Genomic DNA, 18,583 nt, shown 5'->3' on the forward strand with positions numbered 1-18,583 from the left:
CCTTTCTGCGGGGGTGTGGACGGACGGCGACCAGCCTACGTCAGGGCCCTCCCCGGCCGTCGGTCAGGCCGCGCCCGCCGGCCGGGCCGCGTGGGGCCGCCCGGCGGTCGCGCCGTGCGGGGCCACCCGGCGGTCAGGCCCCGTACCCGCCCGCGAGGACGCCGAGCAGCGCGCCGGTCAGCAGGAACGGCCCGAAGGCGATGGCCGTCCGGCGCCCGGCCCGCCCGGCGACGACGAGCGCGCCCCCGTACAGCGCGCCGAGCAGGAACCCGGCGAAGGTGCCGAGCAGCAGCACCGGCCAGCCGTACCAGCCGAGGGCGGCGCCCGCGGCCAGGGCGAGCTTGACGTCGCCGAAGGCCATCCCGGCGGGGTTGAGCCACCACAGCGCCCCGTACCCGGCCGCCAGCACCAGGGCGCCCAGCAGCGCGGTCGTCCACCGCCCGGCGTGTCCGGGCAGCAGCGCGGCGGCCCCGAGCAGGGCGAGCGCGAGGGCGGCGGCGGGCAGGGTCAGCGGGTCGGGCAGCCGCCGCACCCGGACGTCGACGACGGCGAGCAGCACCCCGGCGGGCGCCAGCAGCAGCCAGACGGCCAGTTCGGGCCGGGGGCCGGTGGCGGCGGCGAGGACGGCGCAGACCAGGGCGGTGACGGCGGCGGGCAGGGCCGCGCCGGGACCCAGCGGGGCCGCGCCCGCCGGGCACTCCCCGCACCGCGCGCCGCCGAGCCAGCCCCGCAGCGGGTGCCCGGCGGGACAGCTCCCGTGCCAGGGCTCGCCCCAGGGCGCGGCGAAGCGGTACGCGGCGCGCGGCAGCAGCGCCCCGGCCCCGCCGCCCCACAGCGCGGCGGCGGCGACGGCCGCCGCTCCGCCCCCGGCGCTCATCCGGTGACCACGGCCTCCCTCATGGCCCCAGTATGGCGGCGGCCCCTCCCCCGTGTCCCCGGTGCGAAGGCGCGCGGGCGGCAGGGAGCGCGCGGGCCGGAACGGGGAGAGGGTGGCGGCGCGCTCAGGGGCGCAGCAGGTCCACCGTCACGTCGGCGGGGAAGCCGGTGGTGGGGCCGACGCGGCGGGCGAACTCGGCGACCGCCGCCAACTGGGGGGCGCCGAAGCGGAAGTCGAGGGTGGTGAAGTACTGCTCCAGGGTCTTCTCGTCGAAGCTCTCCCAGCGGGCGGCCTGCTCGGCGACCTTGGCGACCTCCTCCAGGGAGAGGTTGCGGGAGGCGAGGAACGCCTCGTGCACCTGGCGGACGAGGGCCGGCTCGCGCTCGGCGTACTCGCGCCGGGCCGCCCAGACCGCGAAGACGAACGGCAGCCCCGTCCACTCCTTCCACAGCGAGCCCAGGTCGTGCACGGCGAGGCCGTAGCGCGGACCGTCGATCAGGTTGGCGCGCAGGGCGGCGTCCCCGATCAGCACGGCGGCCTCGGCCTCCTGCATCATGACGCTGAGGTCGGGCGGGCAGGTGTAGTAGTCGGGCCGCACCCCGTAGCGTTCGGCCAGCAGCAACTGGGCGAGGCGGACGGAGGTGCGCGAGGTGGACCCGAGGGCGACCCGGGCGCCGTCCAGCCGGTCCAGCGGGACCTGGGAGACGATCACACAGCTCATCACCGGGCCGTCGCAGCCGACGGCGATGTCGGGAAACGCGACCAGCCGGTCGGCGTTGCGCAGGAACTCGACCAGGGTGACCGGGCCGACGTCGAGGTCGCCGCGCACCAGCCGCTCGCTGAGCTTCTCCGGGGTGTCCTTCGTGAGTTCGACGTCGAGGAGGGTGCCCGTTCTCGCGAGCCCCCAGTACAGGGGCAGGCAGTTCAGGAACTGAATGTGGCCGACACGCGGCCGGGTGCGAGAATTGTCCACATCGCGAGGCTAGCCCTCACCCGGCGGACGGACCGAGCCGACCCCCGGCGTCAGCCGAACGGCACACCGGTTCAAACGTCCGGGTGAAGTGATCTTGGCCTCTGTTGCGCCCGGCGGACCGCGTGCTAGGCTCACAGCAAGTTGCAGTTTGGTTTCCCTTGCAGTACAGAGCCTGCGGAGCATGTGACCGCGGGCTCTCGTCATTCTCAGACATATGCAGTTGTGCGGAATTGGTCTTCACATTGCTGGTTCTGGAGCAGGGCAACCCTTTGAGCCCAAGGAGGGCTTATGGCTACCGGAACCGTGAAGTGGTTCAACGCCGAAAAGGGCTTTGGATTCATCGCCCAGGAAGGCGGCGGCCCCGACGTCTTCGTCCACTACTCCGCGATCAACGCGACCGGCTTCCGGTCCCTCGAGGAGAACCAGCAGGTGTCCTTCGACGTCACGCAGGGCCCCAAGGGCCCGCAGGCGGAGAACGTCACTCCTGTCTGACCGACAGCAGTACCCAAGGAGCCCCGCGCCGATCCCGGCGGCGGGGCTCCTGCCCTTCCCGGGCCGCGTAGGGTGCGCCCCATGACCGAGACCGCCACCGGCCGCGGCGCCGCCCCCGAGGACGGCTCCACGGCCGCCACCCGCGCCTTCTACGACGCCGTCGCCGAGGAGTACGCCGACCGGTTCCGCGCCGCGCTGGAGGAGAGCCCGCTGGACCGGGCGCTGCTGGGCGCCTTCGCGGAGCTGGTGGGCCCCGCCGGACGGGTGGCCGACCTGGGGTGCGGTCCGGGGCGGGTCACCGCCCACCTCGCCTCCCTCGGCCTGCGGGTCTTCGGCCTGGACCTCTCGGAGTCCATGCTGGCGGTGGCCCGCCGGGACCATCCCGAGCTGCGGTTCGACCGGGGCTCGATGCTGGAGCTGGACCTGCCCGACGGGTCGCTCGCGGGCGCGGTCTCCTGGTACTCCTCCATCCACACGCCCTGGGACCGGCTGCCGGACCTGTTCGGGGAGGTGCGGCGGGTGCTGGCCCCCGGCGGCCATCTGCTGCTCGCCTTCCAGGTGGGGGACGAACCCCTGCGCCTGGACCGCCCCTTCGGCCACCCGGTCGCCCTGGACTTCGAGCGCCGCCGCCCCGGGCCGATGGCGGAACTGCTGGAGCGCGCGGGCTTCACGGTCCTCTCCCGCACGGTCCGCCTCTCGGAGACCGACACGGCCTCCCGCGTCCCCCAGGCCTGCCTGATGGCCCGCCGCTGACGGTCCGGCACCTCCGCGCCCGGCACTCCGCGGGGTCCCCGGCACGGCCCCCGGTCACGGACCGCCGGTCACGGCCCCCCGCCGTCGGTGCCTCCGCGCCGGCACCGGACACGCCGCCGCCCCGGGCGCCCCCGTGGCGGTGCACGGCGGGGCGGCCGGGGCGGCGGGCGCGGGGCCGGGCGGACGGACCGCCGGGCCGGAGGGTCAGGCCGGGACGGGCACCTGCTCCGGGGCGCGGGACGGGACCTCGTCCAGCGGGGAGCTGTGCGCGTGGTCGTAGGCGTCGCGGTCGAGCAGTCCCTCGCGGGCCGAGACGATGACCGGCACCAGGGCCTGGCCGGCGACGTTGGTCGCGGTGCGCATCATGTCCAGGATCGGGTCGATGGCCAGCAGCAGGCCGACCCCCTCCATGGGCAGGCCCAGCGTGGACAGGGTGAGGGTCAGCATCACCGTGGCGCCGGTCAGGCCCGCCGTGGCCGCGGAGCCGACCACCGACACGAACGCGATCAGCAGGTAGTCGCCGAAGCCGAGCTGGATGCCGAAGATCTGGGCCACGAAGATCGCGGCGATGGCCGGGTAGATCGCGGCGCAGCCGTCCATCTTGGTGGTCGCGCCGAACGGCACGGCGAAGGAGGCGTACTCCTTCGGCACCCCGAGGCGCTCGGTGACCTTCTGCGTGAGCGGCATCGTGCCCACCGAGGAGCGGGAGACGAAGGCGAGCTGGATCGCGGGCCAGGCGCCCTTGAAGAACTGGAGCGGGCTGAGCCTGGCCACCGTGGCGAGCAGCGCCGGGTAGACGCCGAACAGCACGATCGCGCAGCCGACGTAGATGTCGATGGTGAAGGTGGCGTACTGGCCGAGCAGGTCCCAGCCGTAGGTGGCGATGGCGCGGCCGATGAGGCCGACGGTGCCGAGCGGGGCGAGCAGGATGACCCACCAGAGGGCCTTCTGCAGGAGTTCGAGGACGGACTCGCTCAGCGTCAGGATCGGCTTGGCCCGGTCACCGAGCTGGAGCGCGGCGATGCCGGCGACGGCGGCCATGAAGACGATCTGGAGCACGTTCAGCTCGGTGAACGGGGTGATCACGTCCGTCGGCACGATGCCGGTGAGGAAGTCGATCCAGGAGCCGGTGTGCTCGGGCTTGGAGCCGTCGGCCGGGGAGAGGCCGGTGCCGGAGCCGGGGTCGGTGACGAGGCCGATGACGAGGCCGATGGCCACCGCGATCAGCGAGGTGATCATGAACCAGAGGAGGGTGCGGGACGCCAGGCGCGCCGCGTTGTTGACCTTCCGCAGGTTGGTGATCGACACCAGGATCGCGAAGAAGACGAGGGGGGCGACGGCCAGCTTCAGCAGACCGATGAAGATGCCGCCGATCTTGTCCAGCGTGGTGACGAGCCAGGCGAGGTCCTGGCTGCGGGCGAGCCAGCCGAGCAGGACACCGAGGACGAGGCCGGCGAGTATCTGGGCCCAGAAGGGCACCTTGAAGGACTTGGTCACAGAGGACACGGACATGCTCCGTAAGGGACGGGACGCGCGGAATGGGCTGACGTGGAACGGCGGATGGTGGGGGGATACGTCAGGGGCGACAGGTCGCGGACGCGCACCGGCAGAGGTCCACATGCAGGCGCACCACGAGGGCGAGGCCCTGCGGTGTGTGCGGCGCGGCTGCTGATTCCATGCGCATGACTTTAACACCGGGGCTTTGGGACTCTCAAAGGTTTGCTTTGAGGGACACGAGTCAACTACTGCCCGGTAGAAGCAAGTCGCCCCGGTTTCCCATGAGTTGGGAAACCGGGGCGGACCGTGTGTGACACGGATTACGTGCAGGAGGCACGCACCGCGGGCTGTCGGGGGGTCAGGCGCCCTGGCCCTGCGCGCGGGCGGCGTCGTCGGCCTGGTCCTCCTGGTTGCGGCTGGCGTCCAGGTTGGCCTTCATCCGGTCCACCCGCTCCACGACCCGCACGGAGGCGCGCTCGCGCTCGCCGCGCAGCAGCACGAAGCTCAGCGGGGCGGACAGCAGCAGGGAGAGCAGGACGACCCACATGCCGTTGGAGTCACCGAGCCCGCGCGGGAAGAGACCCGACTGGACCAGGCCCCAGACGACCACGAGGCAGCCCACGAAGATCCCGAGGCGCATCAGCGTGTAGCGGAGCATCCGAACCCACTCTTCCGTTCCGAACAGGGCCAAAGGGCACTGTCCAGTGAAGCACGCCGGGCGGCGGTCCCGTCAGGCGGGGTGCGGCACCCGGCCGAGCGGCAGCAGCATGACGACGTCGTCGCGGTCGTCGCCGGGCGCCACCCGGATCGCGCCGGGCACCCGCCCGACCTCCCGGTAGCCGCAGGAGGCGTAGAACCGCTCCAGGCCGAGGCCGCCCCGGCAGGTGAGCCGGACCGCCTCAATGCCGTCGATGCCCCGGGCGGCGCCCGCGGCGGCGGCCAACAGGTCCCGGCCGTACCCGCGGCCCTGGTGGCGGGGGTGGACCATCACCGTGTACAGCCACAGCCAGTGGCGCATCAGCCGGTGGCCGTTGAGGGCGAGGAACGCGGTGGCGGCCACCGCACCCTCCTCGTCGTGCCCGACGAGGAGCCGGGTCCGCCCCTCGGCCATGCCGGCCAGGTGCCCGACGAGGTCGGGCCGCACGTCCTCGCGCGTCACCGGCGGCACGAACCCGACGGAGCCCCCGGCGTTCGTGACGTCGGCCCACAGGTCGAGGACGCCGTCCCGCAGGGCGCGGTCGACGGGGGGATCGAGGGTGAAGGTAAGAGGCACGGACGAAGTCTAACCCTTACCCGATGTCCCTCCCCGGGCCGCGCGGGACCGCCGGACGGCCCGCGGCGGCCCGGACGGGACCCGGTGCGGCCCGGGACGGCCCTCGACCGCCCGGTGCGCCCGGGGACGGCCCCGGCCGCGCCGCCCGGCACCGCTCACCCGGCCCCGGGCCCGGTACGCGGCCCGGCACCCGCGCACCCGTACCGGGCGCCCGGCGTCACACCCGCATCGGCTGCGGCGCGTCCCGGCGGGACGCGTCGGGGCCGTCGAACTCCCGGATGATCTCGTAGCGCGTGTTCCGCTCCACCGGGCGGAAGCCCGCGTCGCGGATCAGGTCCAGCAGGTCGTCGCGGGTGAGCTTGTCCGGCGTGCCGTAGTCGTCGGCGTCGTGCGTGATCTTGTACTCGACGACCGAGCCGTCCATGTCGTCCGCGCCGTGCTGGAGCGCCAGTTGGGCGGTGCGCACCCCGTGCATGACCCAGAAGACCTTGACGTGCGGCACGTTGTCGAACAGCAGCCGGGAGACGGCGAAGGTCTTCAGGGCCTCCGCGCCGGTCGCCATCCGCGTCCGCTCCTGGAGCCGGTTGCGGACCTTGCCGTCCTTCATGTCCACGAAGTCGTGCTGGTAGCGCAGCGGGATGAAGACCTGGAAGCCGCCGGTCTCGTCCTGCAGCTCGCGCAGCCGCAGCACGTGGTCCACCCGGTGGCGGGGCTCCTCGATGTGGCCGTAGAGCATGGTGCACGGGGTCTTCAGCCCCTTCTCGTGCGCCAGCCGGTGGATGCGGGACCAGTCCTCCCAGTGGGTGCGGTGGTCCACGATGTGCTGCCGCACCTCCCAGTCGAAGATCTCCGCGCCGCCGCCGGTCAGCGACTCCAGACCGGCGTCGATCAGCTCGTCGAGGATCTCGGAGGCGGACATCCCGGAGATGGTCTCGAAGTGGTGGATCTCGGTGGCGGTGAACGCCTTCAGCGAGACGCCCGGCAGGGCCGCCTTCAGCTCCCGCAGCGAGCGCGGGTAGTAGCGCCACGGCAGGTTCGGGTGCAGCCCGTTGACGATGTGCAGCTCGGTGAGGTTCTCGCCCTCCATCTCCTTGGCGAGCCGCACGGCCTCCTCGATGCGCATCGTGTACGCGTCCTTCTCCCCCGGCTTGCGCTGGAAGGAGCAGTACGCGCAGGACGCGGTGCACACGTTGGTCATGTTGAGGTGCCGGTTGACGTTGAAGTGCACGACGTCGCCGTTCCGGCGCGTCCGCACCTCGTGCGCGAGGCCCCCCAGCCACGCCAGGTCGTCCGACTCGTACAGCGCGATGCCGTCCTCGCGGGTCAGGCGGACGCCCGCCCGCACCTTCTCCTCCAGCTCGCGCTTGAGCCCGGCGTCCATGCGATACCTCTTTCCGAATTCAGACTCCGACCACCGTACGCCGCGCGGCCCGGACCGCCCCCGGGGACCGGCCCGGACCCGGGCGCTCCGCGGGGCGGCTCAGACGGCCTCGGGCAGCTCGCCCACCCGGTTCTCCCACTTGGTGGAGAGCACGATGGTGGTGCGGGTCCGGGAGACGCCCTTGGTCCCGGACAGCCTCCGGATGATGCTCTCCAGCCCGTCCACGTCGCTCGCGCGGACCTTGAGCATGAAGGAGTCGTCACCGGCGATGAACCAGCAGTCCTCGATCTCCCCCAGGTCCTTGAGCCGCTGCGCCACGTCCTCGTGGTCGGCGGCGTCGGAGAGCGAGATGCCGATCAGCGCGGTGACCCCGAGCCCGAGGGAGGCGGAGTCCACGGTGGCCCGGTAGCCGGTGATGACGCCGGCCGCCTCCAGCCGGTTGATGCGGTCGGTGACACTGGGGCCCGAGAGGCCGACGAGGCGCCCCAGTTCCGCGTAGGAGGCCCGGCCGTTCTCCCTGAGGGCCTGGATGAGCTGCCTGTCCACGGCGTCCATGCGATCGAAGCCTTCCACTGAAGAGACTGAACAGTCTGACGATTGCGGTGACCGAAGCGGGTGGGGGGCGGGGTGTCCGGGTCGTTCCGTGCTCGGCGGGTCGGTGGTCGTGCTCCGTGGCGGGGGCGCCGCGCCGGCCGGGGCCGTGCGGTCCGCCGGGGTGCGGGGGCCGGGGCGGTCGGCGGGACGCGTCCCGCCGGGGCGGTCCGGGCGGCCCGGACCCGTGCTCCGGGCGGGTGCCCGGTCCGAGGGGGGCTCAGCCGGGGGTGTGCGGCGCCCTGTCCGACCCTCCGCCCAGCTCGCCGCGCCAGCGCCGGTACAGGCCGTGTTCGACACCGGCGGCGTCGAGGACCCGTCCGGCGACGAAGTCCACCAGGTCCTGGATGTGCGTCGCCCCCGCGTAGAAGGCCGGCGAGGCGGGCAGGACGGTCGCGCCCGCGTCGTCGAGCGCCACCAGGTGCCGCAGGGTCCGGCCGTCCAGCGGGGTCTCCCGGACGGCCACCACCAGCTTGCGGCCCTCCTTCAGGGTCACCCCGGCCGCCCGCTGGAGCAGGTCCTTCGACAGCCCCAGCGCGACACCGGCCACGCACGCCGTCGACGCGGGCACGATCAGCATGCCCCGGGTCCGGTACGACCCGGACGACGGCCCGGCCGCGAGGTCGCCCGCGCTCCAGTACCGCACGCCGGTCACGTCCACGTCGAAGGTGCCGGGCTTGCCGTCGGCCCCCCGGGACAGCCACTCCCGCAGGTCGTGCTGCCAGTGGGCGTCCCGGAAGGAGATGCCGGTCTCGTCGAGCAGGGTGAGCCGCGAGGCCCGGCTGACCACCAGGTCGACCCGCTCACCGGCGGCGAGCAGCGCCCGCAGCACGGCGGCGGCGTACGGAGTGCCGGAGGCACCGGACACCCCCACGATCCAAGGCGCGGGCTGCGTTTCTCCTGGGTTCACATCTTGAGCCTACCGTTCGACGCGCCAGTCCAGAGGACCGGTCCAGCGCGTGGACCGGTCCCGGCCGCCCGCGGTCCGGGCGCCGCTCCCGGTCCGCGGGTCCCGCGGACCCCCTCGCCGGACCGGCGGCCGCCCCGCGGCGTCAGACCGTCAGGCCGCGCACCAGCAGGTCCAGCAGCGCGCAGACGAACAGCGCGATGCCGATGAAGCCGTTGACGGAGAAGAACGCCCGGTTCAGCCGGGTCAGGTCGCCCGGACGCACGATGCGGTGCTCGTAGACGAAGGCCCCGGCGACGATCAGCAGGCCCAGCCAGAAGAACGCGCCCGCGTCCGTGGCCACCGCGTACCAGGCGAACAGGGCCGTGGTGACGGCGTGGCAGCCGCGGGCGCCCCAGATGGCCGCCGGGACGCCGAACCGGGCCGGGACCGAGCGGACGCCGACCTCGCGGTCGGTCTCCACGTCCTGGCAGGCGTAGATCAGGTCGAAGCCGCCGATCCAGACGCCGACCGCCAGGCCGAGGATCACCGCGTCCCACGACCAGGTCCCGGTGACCGCCAGCCAGCCGCCGATCGGTCCCATCGCCTGCGCGAGCCCCAGGATGGCCTGCGGGAAGTCGGTGAACCGCTTGCCGTACGGATAGACCACCATCGGGACCACCGCGACCGGCGCGAGAAGCAGGCAGAGCGGGTTCAGCAGGGCCGCCGCGCCGAGGAAGACGACCAGGGCGACCGCCGCGCCCGTCCAGGCGTGCCGGACCGACATCGCGCCGGTGACCAGCTCCCGCTGGGCGGTGCGCGGATTGCGGGCGTCGATCTCGCGGTCGATGATCCGGTTGACGGCCATCGCGAAGGTCCGCAGGCCCACCATGGCGACGGTGACCAGGAGCAGCCGGGCCCAGTGGATGTTCCGGTCCCACTCGTACATCGCGGTCAGCGCGGCGATGTAGGCGAAGGGCAGCGCGAAGACCGAGTGCTCGATCATCACCAGGCGCAGGAACGCCCTGGTGCGCCCCGGTTGCCGCGGCAGGGCGGCGGAGGCCGACGTCACAGTCCGTACTCCTTCCAGCGGCGGTCGACCTTCGCCGCCGTCTCCGGGTCGGACAGCACCATCTCCGGCCAGCCCCCGTCCCGTGTGTACCCCTCCCCGGGCAGCTTGCGGGTGGCGTCGATACCGGCCTTGCCTCCCCAGAACTGCTGGTAGGAGGCGTGGTCCAGATGGTCCACCGGGCCCTCGACGACGGTCAGGTCGCGGGCGTAGTCGGTGTTGCCGAGCGCCCGCCAGGCGACCTCGTGCAGGTCGTGGACGTCGCAGTCGGCGTCGACCACCACGATCAGCTTGGTCAGGGACATCATGTGGGCGCCCCAGACGGCGTGCATCACCTTCTGGGCGTGCTTCGGGTACTTCTTGTCGATCGAGACGATCGCGCAGTTGTGGAAGCCGCCCGCCTCGGGCAGGTGGTAGTCCACGATGTCCGGAATGATGATCTTGAGCAGCGGCAGGAAGAACCGCTCCGTGGCGCGGCCCAGCGGCCCGTCCTCGGTCGGCGGCCGGCCGACCACGATGGACTGGAGCAGCGGGCGCTTCCGCATGGTCACGCAGTCGATGGTGAGCGCCGGGAAGGGCTCCTGGGGCGTGTAGAAGCCGGTGTGGTCGCCGAACGGGCCCTCGGGCAGCATCTCGCCGGGCTCCAGCCAGCCCTCCAGCACCACCTCGGCGTTGGCCGGCACCTGGAGCGGGACGGTCTTGCAGTCCACCATCTCGATCCGCTTGCCCTGCACGAACCCGGCGAACAGGTACTCGTCGATGTCGCCGGGCAGCGGGGCGGTGGAGGCGTAGGTCACGGCGGGCGGACAGCCGAAGGCGATGGCGACGGGCAGCCGCTCGCCGCGCCGGGCGGCCACCTGGTAGTGGTTGCGGCTGTCCTTGTGGATCTGCCAGTGCATGCCGATGGTGCGCTCGTCGTGGCGCTGGAGCCGGTAGAGGCCCAGGTTGCGGATGCCGGTCTCCGGGTCCTTGGTGTGGGTGAGGCCGAGGTTGAAGAAGGAGCCGCCGTCCTGCGGCCAGGTGAAGAGGGCGGGGAGCCGGTCGAGGTCCACGTCGTCACCCGTGAGGACGACCTCCTGGACGGGCGCGTCCTTGACCTTCTTCGGCGGGACGTGCGTCATCGTGCCGAGCTTGCCGAACGCCTCGCGCATCCCGCCGAAGCCCTGCGGCAGCTCGGGGCGGAGCAGCCCGCCGATCCGCTCCGAGATCTCGTCGTAGGACTTCAGGCCGAGGGACTTGAGCAGCCGGCGGTCCGTGCCGAAGACGTTCATCGCCAGGGGCATGTCGGAGCCCTTGACGTTCTCGAAGAGCAGGGCGGGGCCGCCGGCCTTGTTCACCCGGTCGACGATCTCCCCGACCTCCAGGTGCGGGTCCACCTCCGCCTTGACGCGCTTGAGGTCGCCCTCGCGTTCCAGGGCCCTGAGCAGGGAGCGGAGATCGTCGTAAGCCATGCGGTCCAGTATCCCCGAGCGGCTACCCTGGCCTGGTACCGACCCCGTATCGGCCGCACCGGCCCGTATCGCCCCACCTCGTCCCTTGGAGGGCACCATGCTCCGGGTGCTGATGTTCCTCGTGCCCCTGGCGATGAGCGTGTACGCGTTCATCGACTGCATCAGCACGAAGGACGAGGACATCCGCCACATGCCCAAGCCGCTCTGGGCGATCCTCGTGCTGCTCTTCCCGCTCGTCGGCTCCCTGTCGTGGCTGATCGCCGGCAAGAAGCGGCACCCGGGCGCCGGCTCGCCCTGGCAGCCCGGCGGCTCCCGCCGGCAGTGGGTGGCCCCGGACGACAACCCGGAGTTCCTGAAGTCCCTGGACGAGGAGCGCAAGAAGGACCGCGACGAGGACCCGAAGGGGGACTGAGCCTCCCGGGGGGCGCGGACCCTCCCGGGGTTGCGCGGAAGGACGACGGCCACGGGGCGCCGCCTCCGGGCGCGCGGGGCGGTCCCCGGCGTCAGCCGGACAGGGGCGCGGTGAACGCGGTCCACGCGGCCCGGCCGACGACCAGCACCGGGCCGTCAGGGTTCTTGCTGTCGCGGATTGGAACGACGCCGGGGAATCCGGGGGCCACCTCGACGCAGTCGCCGCCGTTGGCGCCGCTGTAGCTGCTCTTGCTCCAGGTCACGGCCGTACCAAGACCCTGGTGTCTCGCCATCTCGTCCCCTTCCGCCCGCGTGCCGGGGCGTTCCGTCGTCAGCCAAGCATGGGGATGAAGGCTCTCCAGGCATCGCGGCCCATGGCCACCACCGGCCCGTCGGGGTTCTTGCTGTCGCGGACCGGAACGACGCCCGGGAATCCGAGAACGGCCTCCACGCAGTTGCCGCCGTTGGCGTCGCTGTGGCTGCTTCTGACCCAGCGGGTCCGGTCGGCTTCCCGGCCGTCCACCGGATCAGTCCAGCGCCGACGTGAACGCGGACCACGCCACCGCACCGACGACCAGCACCGGACCGTCAGGGTTCTTGCTGTCGCGGACCGGAACGACGCCGGAGAATCCGGGGGCCACCTCGACGCAGTCGCCGCCGTTGTCGCCGCTGTAGCTGCTCTTGACCCAGGTCGTCGCGCCGAGCTCGTCCTTGTTCATCCTGCTCGTACCTCGCCATCAAGTCGCTGATCAGTGCGGCGGATTCCGGAGCCGACAGAGTGTCTGCCCTGAGCACATCATAAGTTCGGAAGTGCCGTGCGTAGATGGCCGGGTCGTCGTTGAAATGCCCCCGGTCCACCGACTCCGAGTAGACCCACTCGTGGCCGTCCGGCAACCGGATCAGCGACATGGAGGCATTCGGCCGGGCCAGCCCGGGAAGGTTCGCCGGAGCCACCTGGAGGCGAATATTGGGCTTCCGGCCGACTTCCAGCAAATGTGCGCACTGCTCCATCATCAGCCCCGGGTCACCCAGGACATTGCGCAGGCAGCTCTCATCCAGCACAGCCACGTACGACGGTCCGTCCTCGCTGAGGAAGCGCTGCTGCCGACTCAGCCGGGCCTGCACGCGTTCTTCCAGCTCCCGGCCCTTGGTCACACGCGAGAACAGCGCGTGCACGTACGCGGGCGTTTGCAGCAGTCCCGGGATCACCCGCTCCTGGTACTGCCACAACGCGACCGCCGTCTCGTCCATCTCCGCCCGCCGCTGGAACCAGTCCGGGTGTTCCACCTGCGGGTACCAGTCGATCCGGCTCCACAGGCGGGTCAGTACCCCGCCCGTCGCCAGCAGGGTGTCGCACGTCCTCGCGAACGTGTCCTGCGGGACCCGCGTGCCCGCCTCCACCCGCGCCACGTGCGAGCGGTCACAGGGGATGCGGGCCGCCAGGGCCTCCTGCGTCAGGGACGCGCCCTCCCTGAAGTGCCGCAGCACCTCACCGAATACGACGGCCGTGGTCGCGCCCGAGCCGCCGGTCCTGCGCCGTGCCATGGGACGAACTCCCCCTCCGTGACAGACGATCGGTGTCACGCGTCAAGCATTGCCCCAGCCGGTTCCATTGGGCAACTCTCGTTGCACCCAGAGTGACGGAGGCAGGAACATGGAACCGGGAACGTTCGTCTACGACCGGCACACGCGCGCGGTGGGTGAGTACCGGGGGCCCGCCGGGCCACGGGTGACGCTGCGGCAGGTCGGCGGCGGCCGGGAGTGGCAGGCCGATCCGGCCGCGCTCCGGGCGGTGACCCCCGAGGAGCGGCGCGGGGCGGGCGGCCGGGCGGCCGAGGGCCTCTCCCCGTACGGGGTGTGGGACGCCCGGCCGCTGGTCCCGGCCGGGCCCGCGCCCGAGCCGGTCGCGGGGTGCGCCGGCTGCGCCGCCCTGACCGCGCGGCGGGAGACCGCCCGCGCCGCGGGGGACGGCAGCGCGGAGACGGACGCCGACGTGCTGCTCGGCCGGCACCTCCGCGACGGCCACCCCGGGGCGCCGCTGCCGCGCCGGGTGCCGTACTCGATCCTGCCCGACCCCTCGGCCCGGCCGGAGTACGAGGCCCGCTGCGTCTCCGGCGAGGGCGCCGGCTGCGGTGCCGCGTCCGGGCCGTGCCAGGACCCGGCCGACGTGGAGGACTGGCAGCGGCGGCACGCGCGCGAGACCCGGCACCTGCGCTACCGGCGCAGCGCCACGGACCACGCCCTGCTGGTCCGGCTCGCCTGCTGAACCGGACGGCGGTACCGGGCCGGACGGCGGTACCGGGCCGGACGGCGGAGCGGGACCCGGTCAGCCGCCTCCCGCGGCCCGTCCCTCTCCCCGGCGGACCCGGGAGGCGCGGGCACCGGCCGGGAGGCGCGGGCACCGGCCGGGGGTCGTGCCCCGGGCCCCGCCGGGGGCGTATCGGCGTTCGAGGAGCCATCCGTTTCGCTGAAGTGTTCCCGGACCCGGGGTGTGCCGCGGCCGGAACGGCATTCCCTTGGTCGGGTCTGTGACACCCTGCGAACGGAGCCCCTCGTGCGAATGACCGACATCCAGCGCTGCGAGATCAGGCCCGGCCGCCTCGTCGAATGGACCCTCGGCCCGGGCACCGTGCGGGCCGCGGCGGAACTGCCGGACGACGTCCGGCCGCCCGCCTACATCCAGGAGTCGCACATCCGGACCGCCCGTTCCGTGCGCGACGGCGGCCTGTTCGTGCCCACCTGGCTCGGCACCGCCTTCGACATCCCGGGCCCCGTCGACCTGGACGCCCTCCAGGAGGCGCTGCGCCGCTGGACCGTCCGGCACGAGACGCTGCGCAGCGGCTTCCGCTGGAGCGGCGAACCCGGCACCGGGATGCGCCGGTTCACGCTCGGCCCGGACGCGGTGTCGCTGCACCGCGAGGAGGCCGGGGAGTTCACCGACCCCGCCGTCCTCGCGCGCTACCTCCAGGACCGCTTCGACGGGGTCGCGGACGCCCTGCGCTGGCCCAACCTCATCTACACCGCCGTCCTGCGCGACGACGGCGCCAGCGTGTACATGGCCTTCGACCACAGCAACGTCGACGCCTACTCGATCTACCGCATCCCCGTCGAGATCCACGAGCTGTACGCGGCGGGCGTGGCCGGCACCGAACCGGCGGACCCCCCGGTCGGCAGCTACGTCGACTTCTGCGAGGCGGAGCGGGCCGACGCGGACCGGATCGACGGGGGCCACGACATCGTCGCCCGCTGGCGGGAGTTCATCGAGCGCTGCGAAGGGCGGCTGCCGTCCTTCCCGCTGGACCTCGGCCTGGAGCCCGGAGCCCCGCTGCCCGTCCAGAAGATGCTCCGCGAGCCCCTGGTGGACGCCGCCGACGCCGCCGCCTTCGAGGCGTACTGCCGCACCAGCGGCGGGACCCTGGCCGGGGTGCTGGCCGCCACCGCCGTCGCCGTCCACGAGATCGGCGGCCTCCCGGTGTACCGCACGGTGGTGCCCTTCCACACCCGGGCCCGCTCCGAGTGGTCGGACTCGGTGGGCTGGTACGTCGGCGCCGCCCCGGTCGAGGTCCCGGTCAGCGCGGCCACCGGCTTCCCGGCGGCGCTGCGCACCGTCCACGCCGAACTGCGCGCCAACCGGCGGCTCGCCCGGATGCCGGTCGACCGGGTGCTGCGCCTGCTCGGCACGGACTTCCGCCCCACCTCGCCCGACCTGTACTCGATCGTGTCGTACGTCGACGCGCGCGGCGTGCCCGGCGCCGACCGCTGGACCGAGCTGACGGCCTACGCCCTGCTGCGGGTCTCCTACGGCGACCAGGTGTGCGTCTGGGTCACCCGGCTCCCCGACGGCCTGTGGTTCGCCGCCCGGCACCCGGACACCGAGGAGGCGCACAAGAACATGCGGCTGTACCTGGAGCGGCTGCGCGACACCGTGCGCACGGCCGCCCGCGAGCGGGTGTAGCCGGGACCGGCGGCGGCCGTGACCGCCGCCGGCCGGCGGCCGCCGGTCAGAACCCGGCGGAGCGCAGGGCGGCGAGGCCCACGTCGGCGTAGGAGTGCTTGCCGGAGACGAAGATGTTCACGCCGTAGTAGTTGAACAGCCAGCAGGCGAAGGCGGCCAGGGCCAGATAGGCGGCCCGGCGGCCCTTCCAGCCGGCGGTGGCGCGGGCGTGCAGGTAGCAGGCGTAGGCGACCCAGGTGATGAAGGACCAGGTCTCCTTGGGGTCCCAGCCCCAGTAGCGGCCCCAGGCGTCGCCCGCCCAGATCGCGCCCGCGATGATCGTGAACGTCCACAGCGGGAAGACCGCGGCGTTGACGCGGTAGGCGAACTTGTCCAGGGAGGCGGCGGAGGGCAGCCGGTCCAGGACGGAGTTGGCGAAGCGGCCGGGCGAGCCGCCGGTGGCGAGCTTGTTCTCGAAGTTGTCCTTGAAGAGGTACAGGATCGTGGAGACCGCGCCGACGTAGAAGACCGCGCCGCAGAAGATCGCCGTCGAGACGTGGATGTACAGCCAGTAGGAGTGCAGGGCCGGGACGAGCTGGTCGCTGGCCGTGTACAGCACGGTGACGGCGAGGCCCAGGTCGAGCAGGACCGTGGTGATCAGCGGCAGGCCGAGCCAGCGGACGTTCTTGCGCATCGCCAGCAGCACGAGGTACACGCCGACGGCGACCGTCGTGAACGTGATGTTGAACTCGTACATGTTGCCCCACGGCGCCCGGCGCACCGACAGGGCCCGGGTGAGCACCCCGCCCGCCTCGACGGCGAAGGCCAGCACGGTGAGCGAGATCGCGATCCGCCCGTACAGGTCGCCCTTCTCGGTGCCGCCGTGGGCGCCCGGTCCGTCGGGCACGTCGCGGGAGCCGGCCGCCGCGCGCACGACGACCTTCGGCCGCTCCAGCACGGCGGTGCCGCCGCCCTCGCGCACCGTGACGGACGGGCCGGCCGCCTCCGCCGCCCGCGCCCCGGCGTCGGCGGTGAGCGCGGCGGCGGTGCGGCCGACCTTGCTGCGGCTGCCGAACAGCCACTCGGCGATGTGGGCGAAGAAGGCCAGGGTGTAGACGGCCATCGCGGAGTAGATCAGCGTGTTGCTGACGTTCGCGAGGCGTTCGTTGGTCGCGAGGGCCAACTCGGTTGCGGCGGCGAGGGTCACTGCTCAGCCCCTTCGGCGGATGCGGGGTGCGGGTCGGGGGATTCGGGGGTCTCGTCCGCCGGGGCGGCGGGCTCGGGCCCGTCCCCGGCGGCACCGTCTGCCGGTCCGGCGTCGGTAACGCCGGGCGCCTTCTCGTACAGGAGCGCGGCGAGGTCGCCGAGTTCCTCCGGGACCTTGGCGGACTCGCTGCGGCCGAGCCCGGCCATCTCGACGACGGTGACGCCGTCGGCGCCCCGGACCGCCCGCACCCAGACCCGGCGGCGCTGGATGAACAGGGAGCCGGCGAGCCCCAGGATGGCGGCGACGGAACCGGCGAGCGCCCAGCCGCTGGCGGGCTGCTCGGTGACCTGGAAGTTGGCCCACTCCCGGACGCCGTCGAAGGTGACCGTCCCGGCGCCGTCCGGCAGGGTCATGGTCTCGCCCACCGCGAGCCGCTTGGCGAAGGGCTTGCCGTCGGCGTCCTTGAACTGCTTCAGCTTGCGGGTGTCGAGCTGGTAGATGCTCTTGGGGATGCCCGCGTCGACGCCCAGGTCGCCGTGGTAAGCGTTCAGCGCGAGCCGCGGGTTCACCAGGGCCGGGAACTGGGAGAACATCGTGCCCCTGCCCTCCCCCGCGAAGGTCGGCACGAACACCGCCGAGAAGCCGAGCTGCTCCTTGACGCCCTTGGCGTTCCGGTAGCCGTCGCGGACCATGACGGCGCCCGCGGAGGTGATGTTCGCGTCCTGCGGCAGCAGGGCGGTGGCCTCGCGGTCCATCACCACGTTGCCCCGGCCGTCCCGCACCGTGAGCACCGGCGCGTAGCCGTGGGCGGTGAGGTAGACCTTGGAGCCGTCGATCTGCATCGGCTTGTTGACCTTGATGGTCTTCGCCTTCTCCTCACCGTAGGCGCCCTCGCTGTAGACCACCTCGGCCTCGAAGGTGCGGGGGGTGCCGCGGTTGGGACCGGACAGCTCGTAGGTGCCGTGGAAGTCCTTCAGGGAGAAGCTGAAGGGGACCAGGTCGTGGTCCCGGTCGAAGAGGTTCCCGGACTTGAAGTCGTCGTACTGGGTGAACGTGTTGGAGAAGCCGTCGCCCTCCAGGATCAGCTTGTTGCCCTCGTACTTGAAGAGCTGGCCCCAGGCGAAGGAGATCAGCATCACGATCAGCGCGACGTGGAAGACGAGGTTGCCGACCTCCCGCAGATAGCCCTTCTCGGCGGCGACCGCGTCACCGGCGGTGTGGGCGCGGAAGCGGCGCCGGCGCAGCAGCGCGAGGGCGGCCCCCCGGACCTCCTCGGGGGAGGCCGAGGTGCGCCAGGTGGTGTGGGCGGGCAGCCGGGTCAGCCGCCGGGGGGCGCCCGGCGGACGGCCCCGGAGCTGGCCGACGAACTGCCAGGTGCGCGGGACGATGCAGCCGATGAGCGAGACGAACAGCAGGATGTAGATCGCGGAGAACCACACCGAGCTGTAGACGTGGAAGAGGCCCAGCCGGTCGTAGACCTGCCCCAGCACCTCGTGGTCGCGGCGGAACTCCGCGACCTTGAAGGCGTCCGAGCCGGACTGCGGGATCAGCGAGCCGGGGATCGCGCCCAGCGACAGCAGCAGGAGGAGCAGCAGCGCCACCCGCATCGAGGTGAGCTGGCGCCAGAACCAGCGCAGCCAGCCGACCACCCCGAAGGAGGGCGGAGCCGAGGCGCTCTCCTCCACCGGGGCGGTGGAGAGCGCGGACCCGGCCGCGCCGAGCTCCCGGTCGTCGCCGCCGGTCCGCGGACCCTTGTCCGGCGCCGTTTTCGAAGTACCGCTCATCGGT

Annotated in this window: 22 protein-coding genes; 5 read left to right on the top strand and 17 right to left on the bottom strand. The window is 72.8% G+C overall.

Features of this window, described 5'->3' with window-relative positions; genetic code table 11:
- Window positions 1-133: 133 nt before the first annotated feature.
- The gene (locus ACZ7LB_RS24225) at window positions 134-877 is read right to left on the bottom strand and encodes a prepilin peptidase (RefSeq protein ID WP_471471094.1); all 744 of its coding nucleotides are present in this window, start codon (window positions 875-877) and stop codon (window positions 134-136) included.
- Window positions 878-1,001: 124 nt separating this feature from the next.
- Window positions 1,002-1,850, bottom strand: coding sequence for an MqnA/MqnD/SBP family protein (locus ACZ7LB_RS24230; protein WP_161227411.1), 849 nt, complete (start codon window positions 1,848-1,850; stop codon window positions 1,002-1,004).
- Window positions 1,851-2,138: 288 nt separating this feature from the next.
- Between ACZ7LB_RS24230 and ACZ7LB_RS24235 the strand changes: the two genes are divergently transcribed.
- A complete protein-coding gene (locus tag ACZ7LB_RS24235; protein ID WP_004984723.1) occupies window positions 2,139-2,342 on the top strand; it encodes a cold-shock protein in 204 nt (67 codons plus the stop codon).
- A gap of 81 nt (window positions 2,343-2,423) precedes the next feature.
- Window positions 2,424-3,095, top strand: coding sequence for a class I SAM-dependent DNA methyltransferase (locus tag ACZ7LB_RS24240; RefSeq protein WP_471471097.1), 672 nt, complete (start codon window positions 2,424-2,426; stop codon window positions 3,093-3,095).
- A gap of 204 nt (window positions 3,096-3,299) precedes the next feature.
- Here ACZ7LB_RS24240 and ACZ7LB_RS24245 read toward each other — a convergent pair whose 3' ends face one another.
- The 9 genes from ACZ7LB_RS24245 to ACZ7LB_RS24285 form a co-directional block, all read right to left on the bottom strand.
- Window positions 3,300-4,607, bottom strand: coding sequence for a dicarboxylate/amino acid:cation symporter (locus tag ACZ7LB_RS24245; protein ID WP_471471099.1), 1,308 nt, complete (start codon window positions 4,605-4,607; stop codon window positions 3,300-3,302).
- A 64-nt stretch (window positions 4,608-4,671) separates the two neighbouring features.
- The gene (locus ACZ7LB_RS24250) at window positions 4,672-4,773 is read right to left on the bottom strand and encodes a putative leader peptide (RefSeq protein ID WP_471471101.1); all 102 of its coding nucleotides are present in this window, start codon (window positions 4,771-4,773) and stop codon (window positions 4,672-4,674) included.
- Window positions 4,774-4,950: 177 nt separating this feature from the next.
- Window positions 4,951-5,250 (bottom strand): DUF4229 domain-containing protein, encoded by a 300-nt coding sequence (locus ACZ7LB_RS24255; RefSeq protein WP_471471102.1) that lies wholly within the window; start codon window positions 5,248-5,250, stop codon window positions 4,951-4,953.
- A 72-nt stretch (window positions 5,251-5,322) separates the two neighbouring features.
- Entirely contained in the window at window positions 5,323-5,865 is a 543-nt protein-coding gene (locus tag ACZ7LB_RS24260) for a GNAT family N-acetyltransferase (protein ID WP_471471104.1), read from the bottom strand.
- 217 nt (window positions 5,866-6,082) lie between these two features.
- Window positions 6,083-7,246 carry an aminofutalosine synthase MqnE gene (gene mqnE / locus ACZ7LB_RS24265; RefSeq protein ID WP_161227406.1) on the bottom strand — a complete coding sequence of 388 codons (1,164 nt, stop codon included), beginning with the start codon at window positions 7,244-7,246 and terminating at the stop codon, window positions 6,083-6,085.
- A 99-nt stretch (window positions 7,247-7,345) separates the two neighbouring features.
- Window positions 7,346-7,801 (bottom strand): Lrp/AsnC family transcriptional regulator, encoded by a 456-nt coding sequence (locus tag ACZ7LB_RS24270; protein ID WP_161227443.1) that lies wholly within the window; start codon window positions 7,799-7,801, stop codon window positions 7,346-7,348.
- A gap of 256 nt (window positions 7,802-8,057) precedes the next feature.
- Window positions 8,058-8,747, bottom strand: a complete 690-nt coding sequence (locus ACZ7LB_RS24275; protein ID WP_471471106.1) for a UbiX family flavin prenyltransferase — start codon at window positions 8,745-8,747, stop codon at window positions 8,058-8,060.
- A 142-nt stretch (window positions 8,748-8,889) separates the two neighbouring features.
- Window positions 8,890-9,795, bottom strand: a complete 906-nt coding sequence (gene mqnP, locus ACZ7LB_RS24280; RefSeq protein ID WP_471471108.1) for a menaquinone biosynthesis prenyltransferase MqnP — start codon at window positions 9,793-9,795, stop codon at window positions 8,890-8,892.
- Window positions 9,792-11,243: a menaquinone biosynthesis decarboxylase gene (locus tag ACZ7LB_RS24285; protein WP_471471110.1), complete on the bottom strand. Its 1,452-nt coding sequence runs from the start codon at window positions 11,241-11,243 to the stop codon at window positions 9,792-9,794. The genes mqnP and ACZ7LB_RS24285 overlap by 4 nt, the downstream gene beginning before the upstream one ends.
- A gap of 97 nt (window positions 11,244-11,340) precedes the next feature.
- Between ACZ7LB_RS24285 and ACZ7LB_RS24290 the strand changes: the two genes are divergently transcribed.
- Window positions 11,341-11,655 carry a PLD nuclease N-terminal domain-containing protein gene (locus ACZ7LB_RS24290; protein ID WP_265295068.1) on the top strand — a complete coding sequence of 105 codons (315 nt, stop codon included), beginning with the start codon at window positions 11,341-11,343 and terminating at the stop codon, window positions 11,653-11,655.
- Window positions 11,656-11,746: 91 nt separating this feature from the next.
- On the opposite strand, the gene ACZ7LB_RS24295 is transcribed toward ACZ7LB_RS24290, so the two are convergent.
- Genes ACZ7LB_RS24295 through ACZ7LB_RS24310 form a run of 4 tightly spaced genes read right to left on the bottom strand, consistent with a single transcriptional unit; the run spans window position 11,747 to window position 13,199 of the window.
- On the bottom strand, window positions 11,747-11,947 hold the full coding sequence (locus ACZ7LB_RS24295; RefSeq protein WP_471471112.1) for a DUF397 domain-containing protein: 201 nt from the start codon (window positions 11,945-11,947) through the stop codon (window positions 11,747-11,749).
- A 38-nt stretch (window positions 11,948-11,985) separates the two neighbouring features.
- Window positions 11,986-12,177: a DUF397 domain-containing protein gene (locus tag ACZ7LB_RS24300; RefSeq protein WP_471471114.1), complete on the bottom strand. Its 192-nt coding sequence runs from the start codon at window positions 12,175-12,177 to the stop codon at window positions 11,986-11,988.
- A gap of 4 nt (window positions 12,178-12,181) precedes the next feature.
- A complete protein-coding gene (locus ACZ7LB_RS24305; RefSeq protein WP_365207719.1) occupies window positions 12,182-12,295 on the bottom strand; it encodes a DUF397 domain-containing protein in 114 nt (37 codons plus the stop codon).
- Entirely contained in the window at window positions 12,243-13,199 is a 957-nt protein-coding gene (locus ACZ7LB_RS24310) for a helix-turn-helix domain-containing protein (RefSeq protein WP_471471116.1), read from the bottom strand. The genes ACZ7LB_RS24305 and ACZ7LB_RS24310 overlap by 53 nt, the downstream gene beginning before the upstream one ends.
- Window positions 13,200-13,308: 109 nt before the next feature.
- Here ACZ7LB_RS24310 and ACZ7LB_RS24315 point away from each other — a divergent pair, with 109 nt between their 5' ends.
- Entirely contained in the window at window positions 13,309-13,920 is a 612-nt protein-coding gene (locus ACZ7LB_RS24315; RefSeq protein ID WP_471471118.1) for a DUF7848 domain-containing protein, read from the top strand.
- Window positions 13,921-14,208: 288 nt separating this feature from the next.
- Window positions 14,209-15,609: a condensation domain-containing protein gene (locus ACZ7LB_RS24320; protein WP_471471119.1), complete on the top strand. Its 1,401-nt coding sequence runs from the start codon at window positions 14,209-14,211 to the stop codon at window positions 15,607-15,609.
- Window positions 15,610-15,655: 46 nt separating this feature from the next.
- Here ACZ7LB_RS24320 and ccsB read toward each other — a convergent pair whose 3' ends face one another.
- Both ccsB and resB read right to left on the bottom strand, forming a co-directional pair.
- Window positions 15,656-16,795 carry a c-type cytochrome biogenesis protein CcsB gene (gene ccsB / locus ACZ7LB_RS24325; RefSeq protein WP_471471121.1) on the bottom strand — a complete coding sequence of 380 codons (1,140 nt, stop codon included), beginning with the start codon at window positions 16,793-16,795 and terminating at the stop codon, window positions 15,656-15,658.
- The gene (resB, locus tag ACZ7LB_RS24330) at window positions 16,792-18,579 is read right to left on the bottom strand and encodes a cytochrome c biogenesis protein ResB (protein ID WP_471471123.1); all 1,788 of its coding nucleotides are present in this window, start codon (window positions 18,577-18,579) and stop codon (window positions 16,792-16,794) included. Before resB ends, ccsB begins: the two co-directional genes overlap by 4 nt.
- Window positions 18,580-18,583 lie beyond the last annotated feature (4 nt).

It is taken from the genome of Streptomyces sp. NPDC107521 (assembly GCF_055598485.1).

Coding starts and splice junctions, on each gene's coding strand:
- ACZ7LB_RS24240 (WP_471471097.1), top strand. CDS start 2,424: ATGACCGAGACCGCCACCGGCCGCGGCGCCGCCCCCGAGGACGGCTCC.
- ACZ7LB_RS24270 (WP_161227443.1), bottom strand. CDS start 7,801: ATGGACGCCGTGGACAGGCAGCTCATCCAGGCCCTCAGGGAGAACGGC.
- ACZ7LB_RS24285 (WP_471471110.1), bottom strand. CDS start 11,243: ATGGCTTACGACGATCTCCGCTCCCTGCTCAGGGCCCTGGAACGCGAG.
- ACZ7LB_RS24255 (WP_471471102.1), bottom strand. CDS start 5,250: ATGCTCCGCTACACGCTGATGCGCCTCGGGATCTTCGTGGGCTGCCTC.
- ACZ7LB_RS24245 (WP_471471099.1), bottom strand. CDS start 4,607: ATGTCCGTGTCCTCTGTGACCAAGTCCTTCAAGGTGCCCTTCTGGGCC.
- ACZ7LB_RS24235 (WP_004984723.1), top strand. CDS start 2,139: ATGGCTACCGGAACCGTGAAGTGGTTCAACGCCGAAAAGGGCTTTGGA.
- ACZ7LB_RS24315 (WP_471471118.1), top strand. CDS start 13,309: ATGGAACCGGGAACGTTCGTCTACGACCGGCACACGCGCGCGGTGGGT.
- ACZ7LB_RS24295 (WP_471471112.1), bottom strand. CDS start 11,947: ATGGCGAGACACCAGGGTCTTGGTACGGCCGTGACCTGGAGCAAGAGC.
- ACZ7LB_RS24290 (WP_265295068.1), top strand. CDS start 11,341: ATGCTCCGGGTGCTGATGTTCCTCGTGCCCCTGGCGATGAGCGTGTAC.
- ACZ7LB_RS24250 (WP_471471101.1), bottom strand. CDS start 4,773: ATGGAATCAGCAGCCGCGCCGCACACACCGCAGGGCCTCGCCCTCGTG.
- ACZ7LB_RS24310 (WP_471471116.1), bottom strand. CDS start 13,199: ATGGCACGGCGCAGGACCGGCGGCTCGGGCGCGACCACGGCCGTCGTA.
- ACZ7LB_RS24225 (WP_471471094.1), bottom strand. CDS start 877: ATGAGCGCCGGGGGCGGAGCGGCGGCCGTCGCCGCCGCCGCGCTGTGG.
- mqnE (WP_161227406.1), bottom strand. CDS start 7,246: ATGGACGCCGGGCTCAAGCGCGAGCTGGAGGAGAAGGTGCGGGCGGGC.
- resB (WP_471471123.1), bottom strand. CDS start 18,579: ATGAGCGGTACTTCGAAAACGGCGCCGGACAAGGGTCCGCGGACCGGC.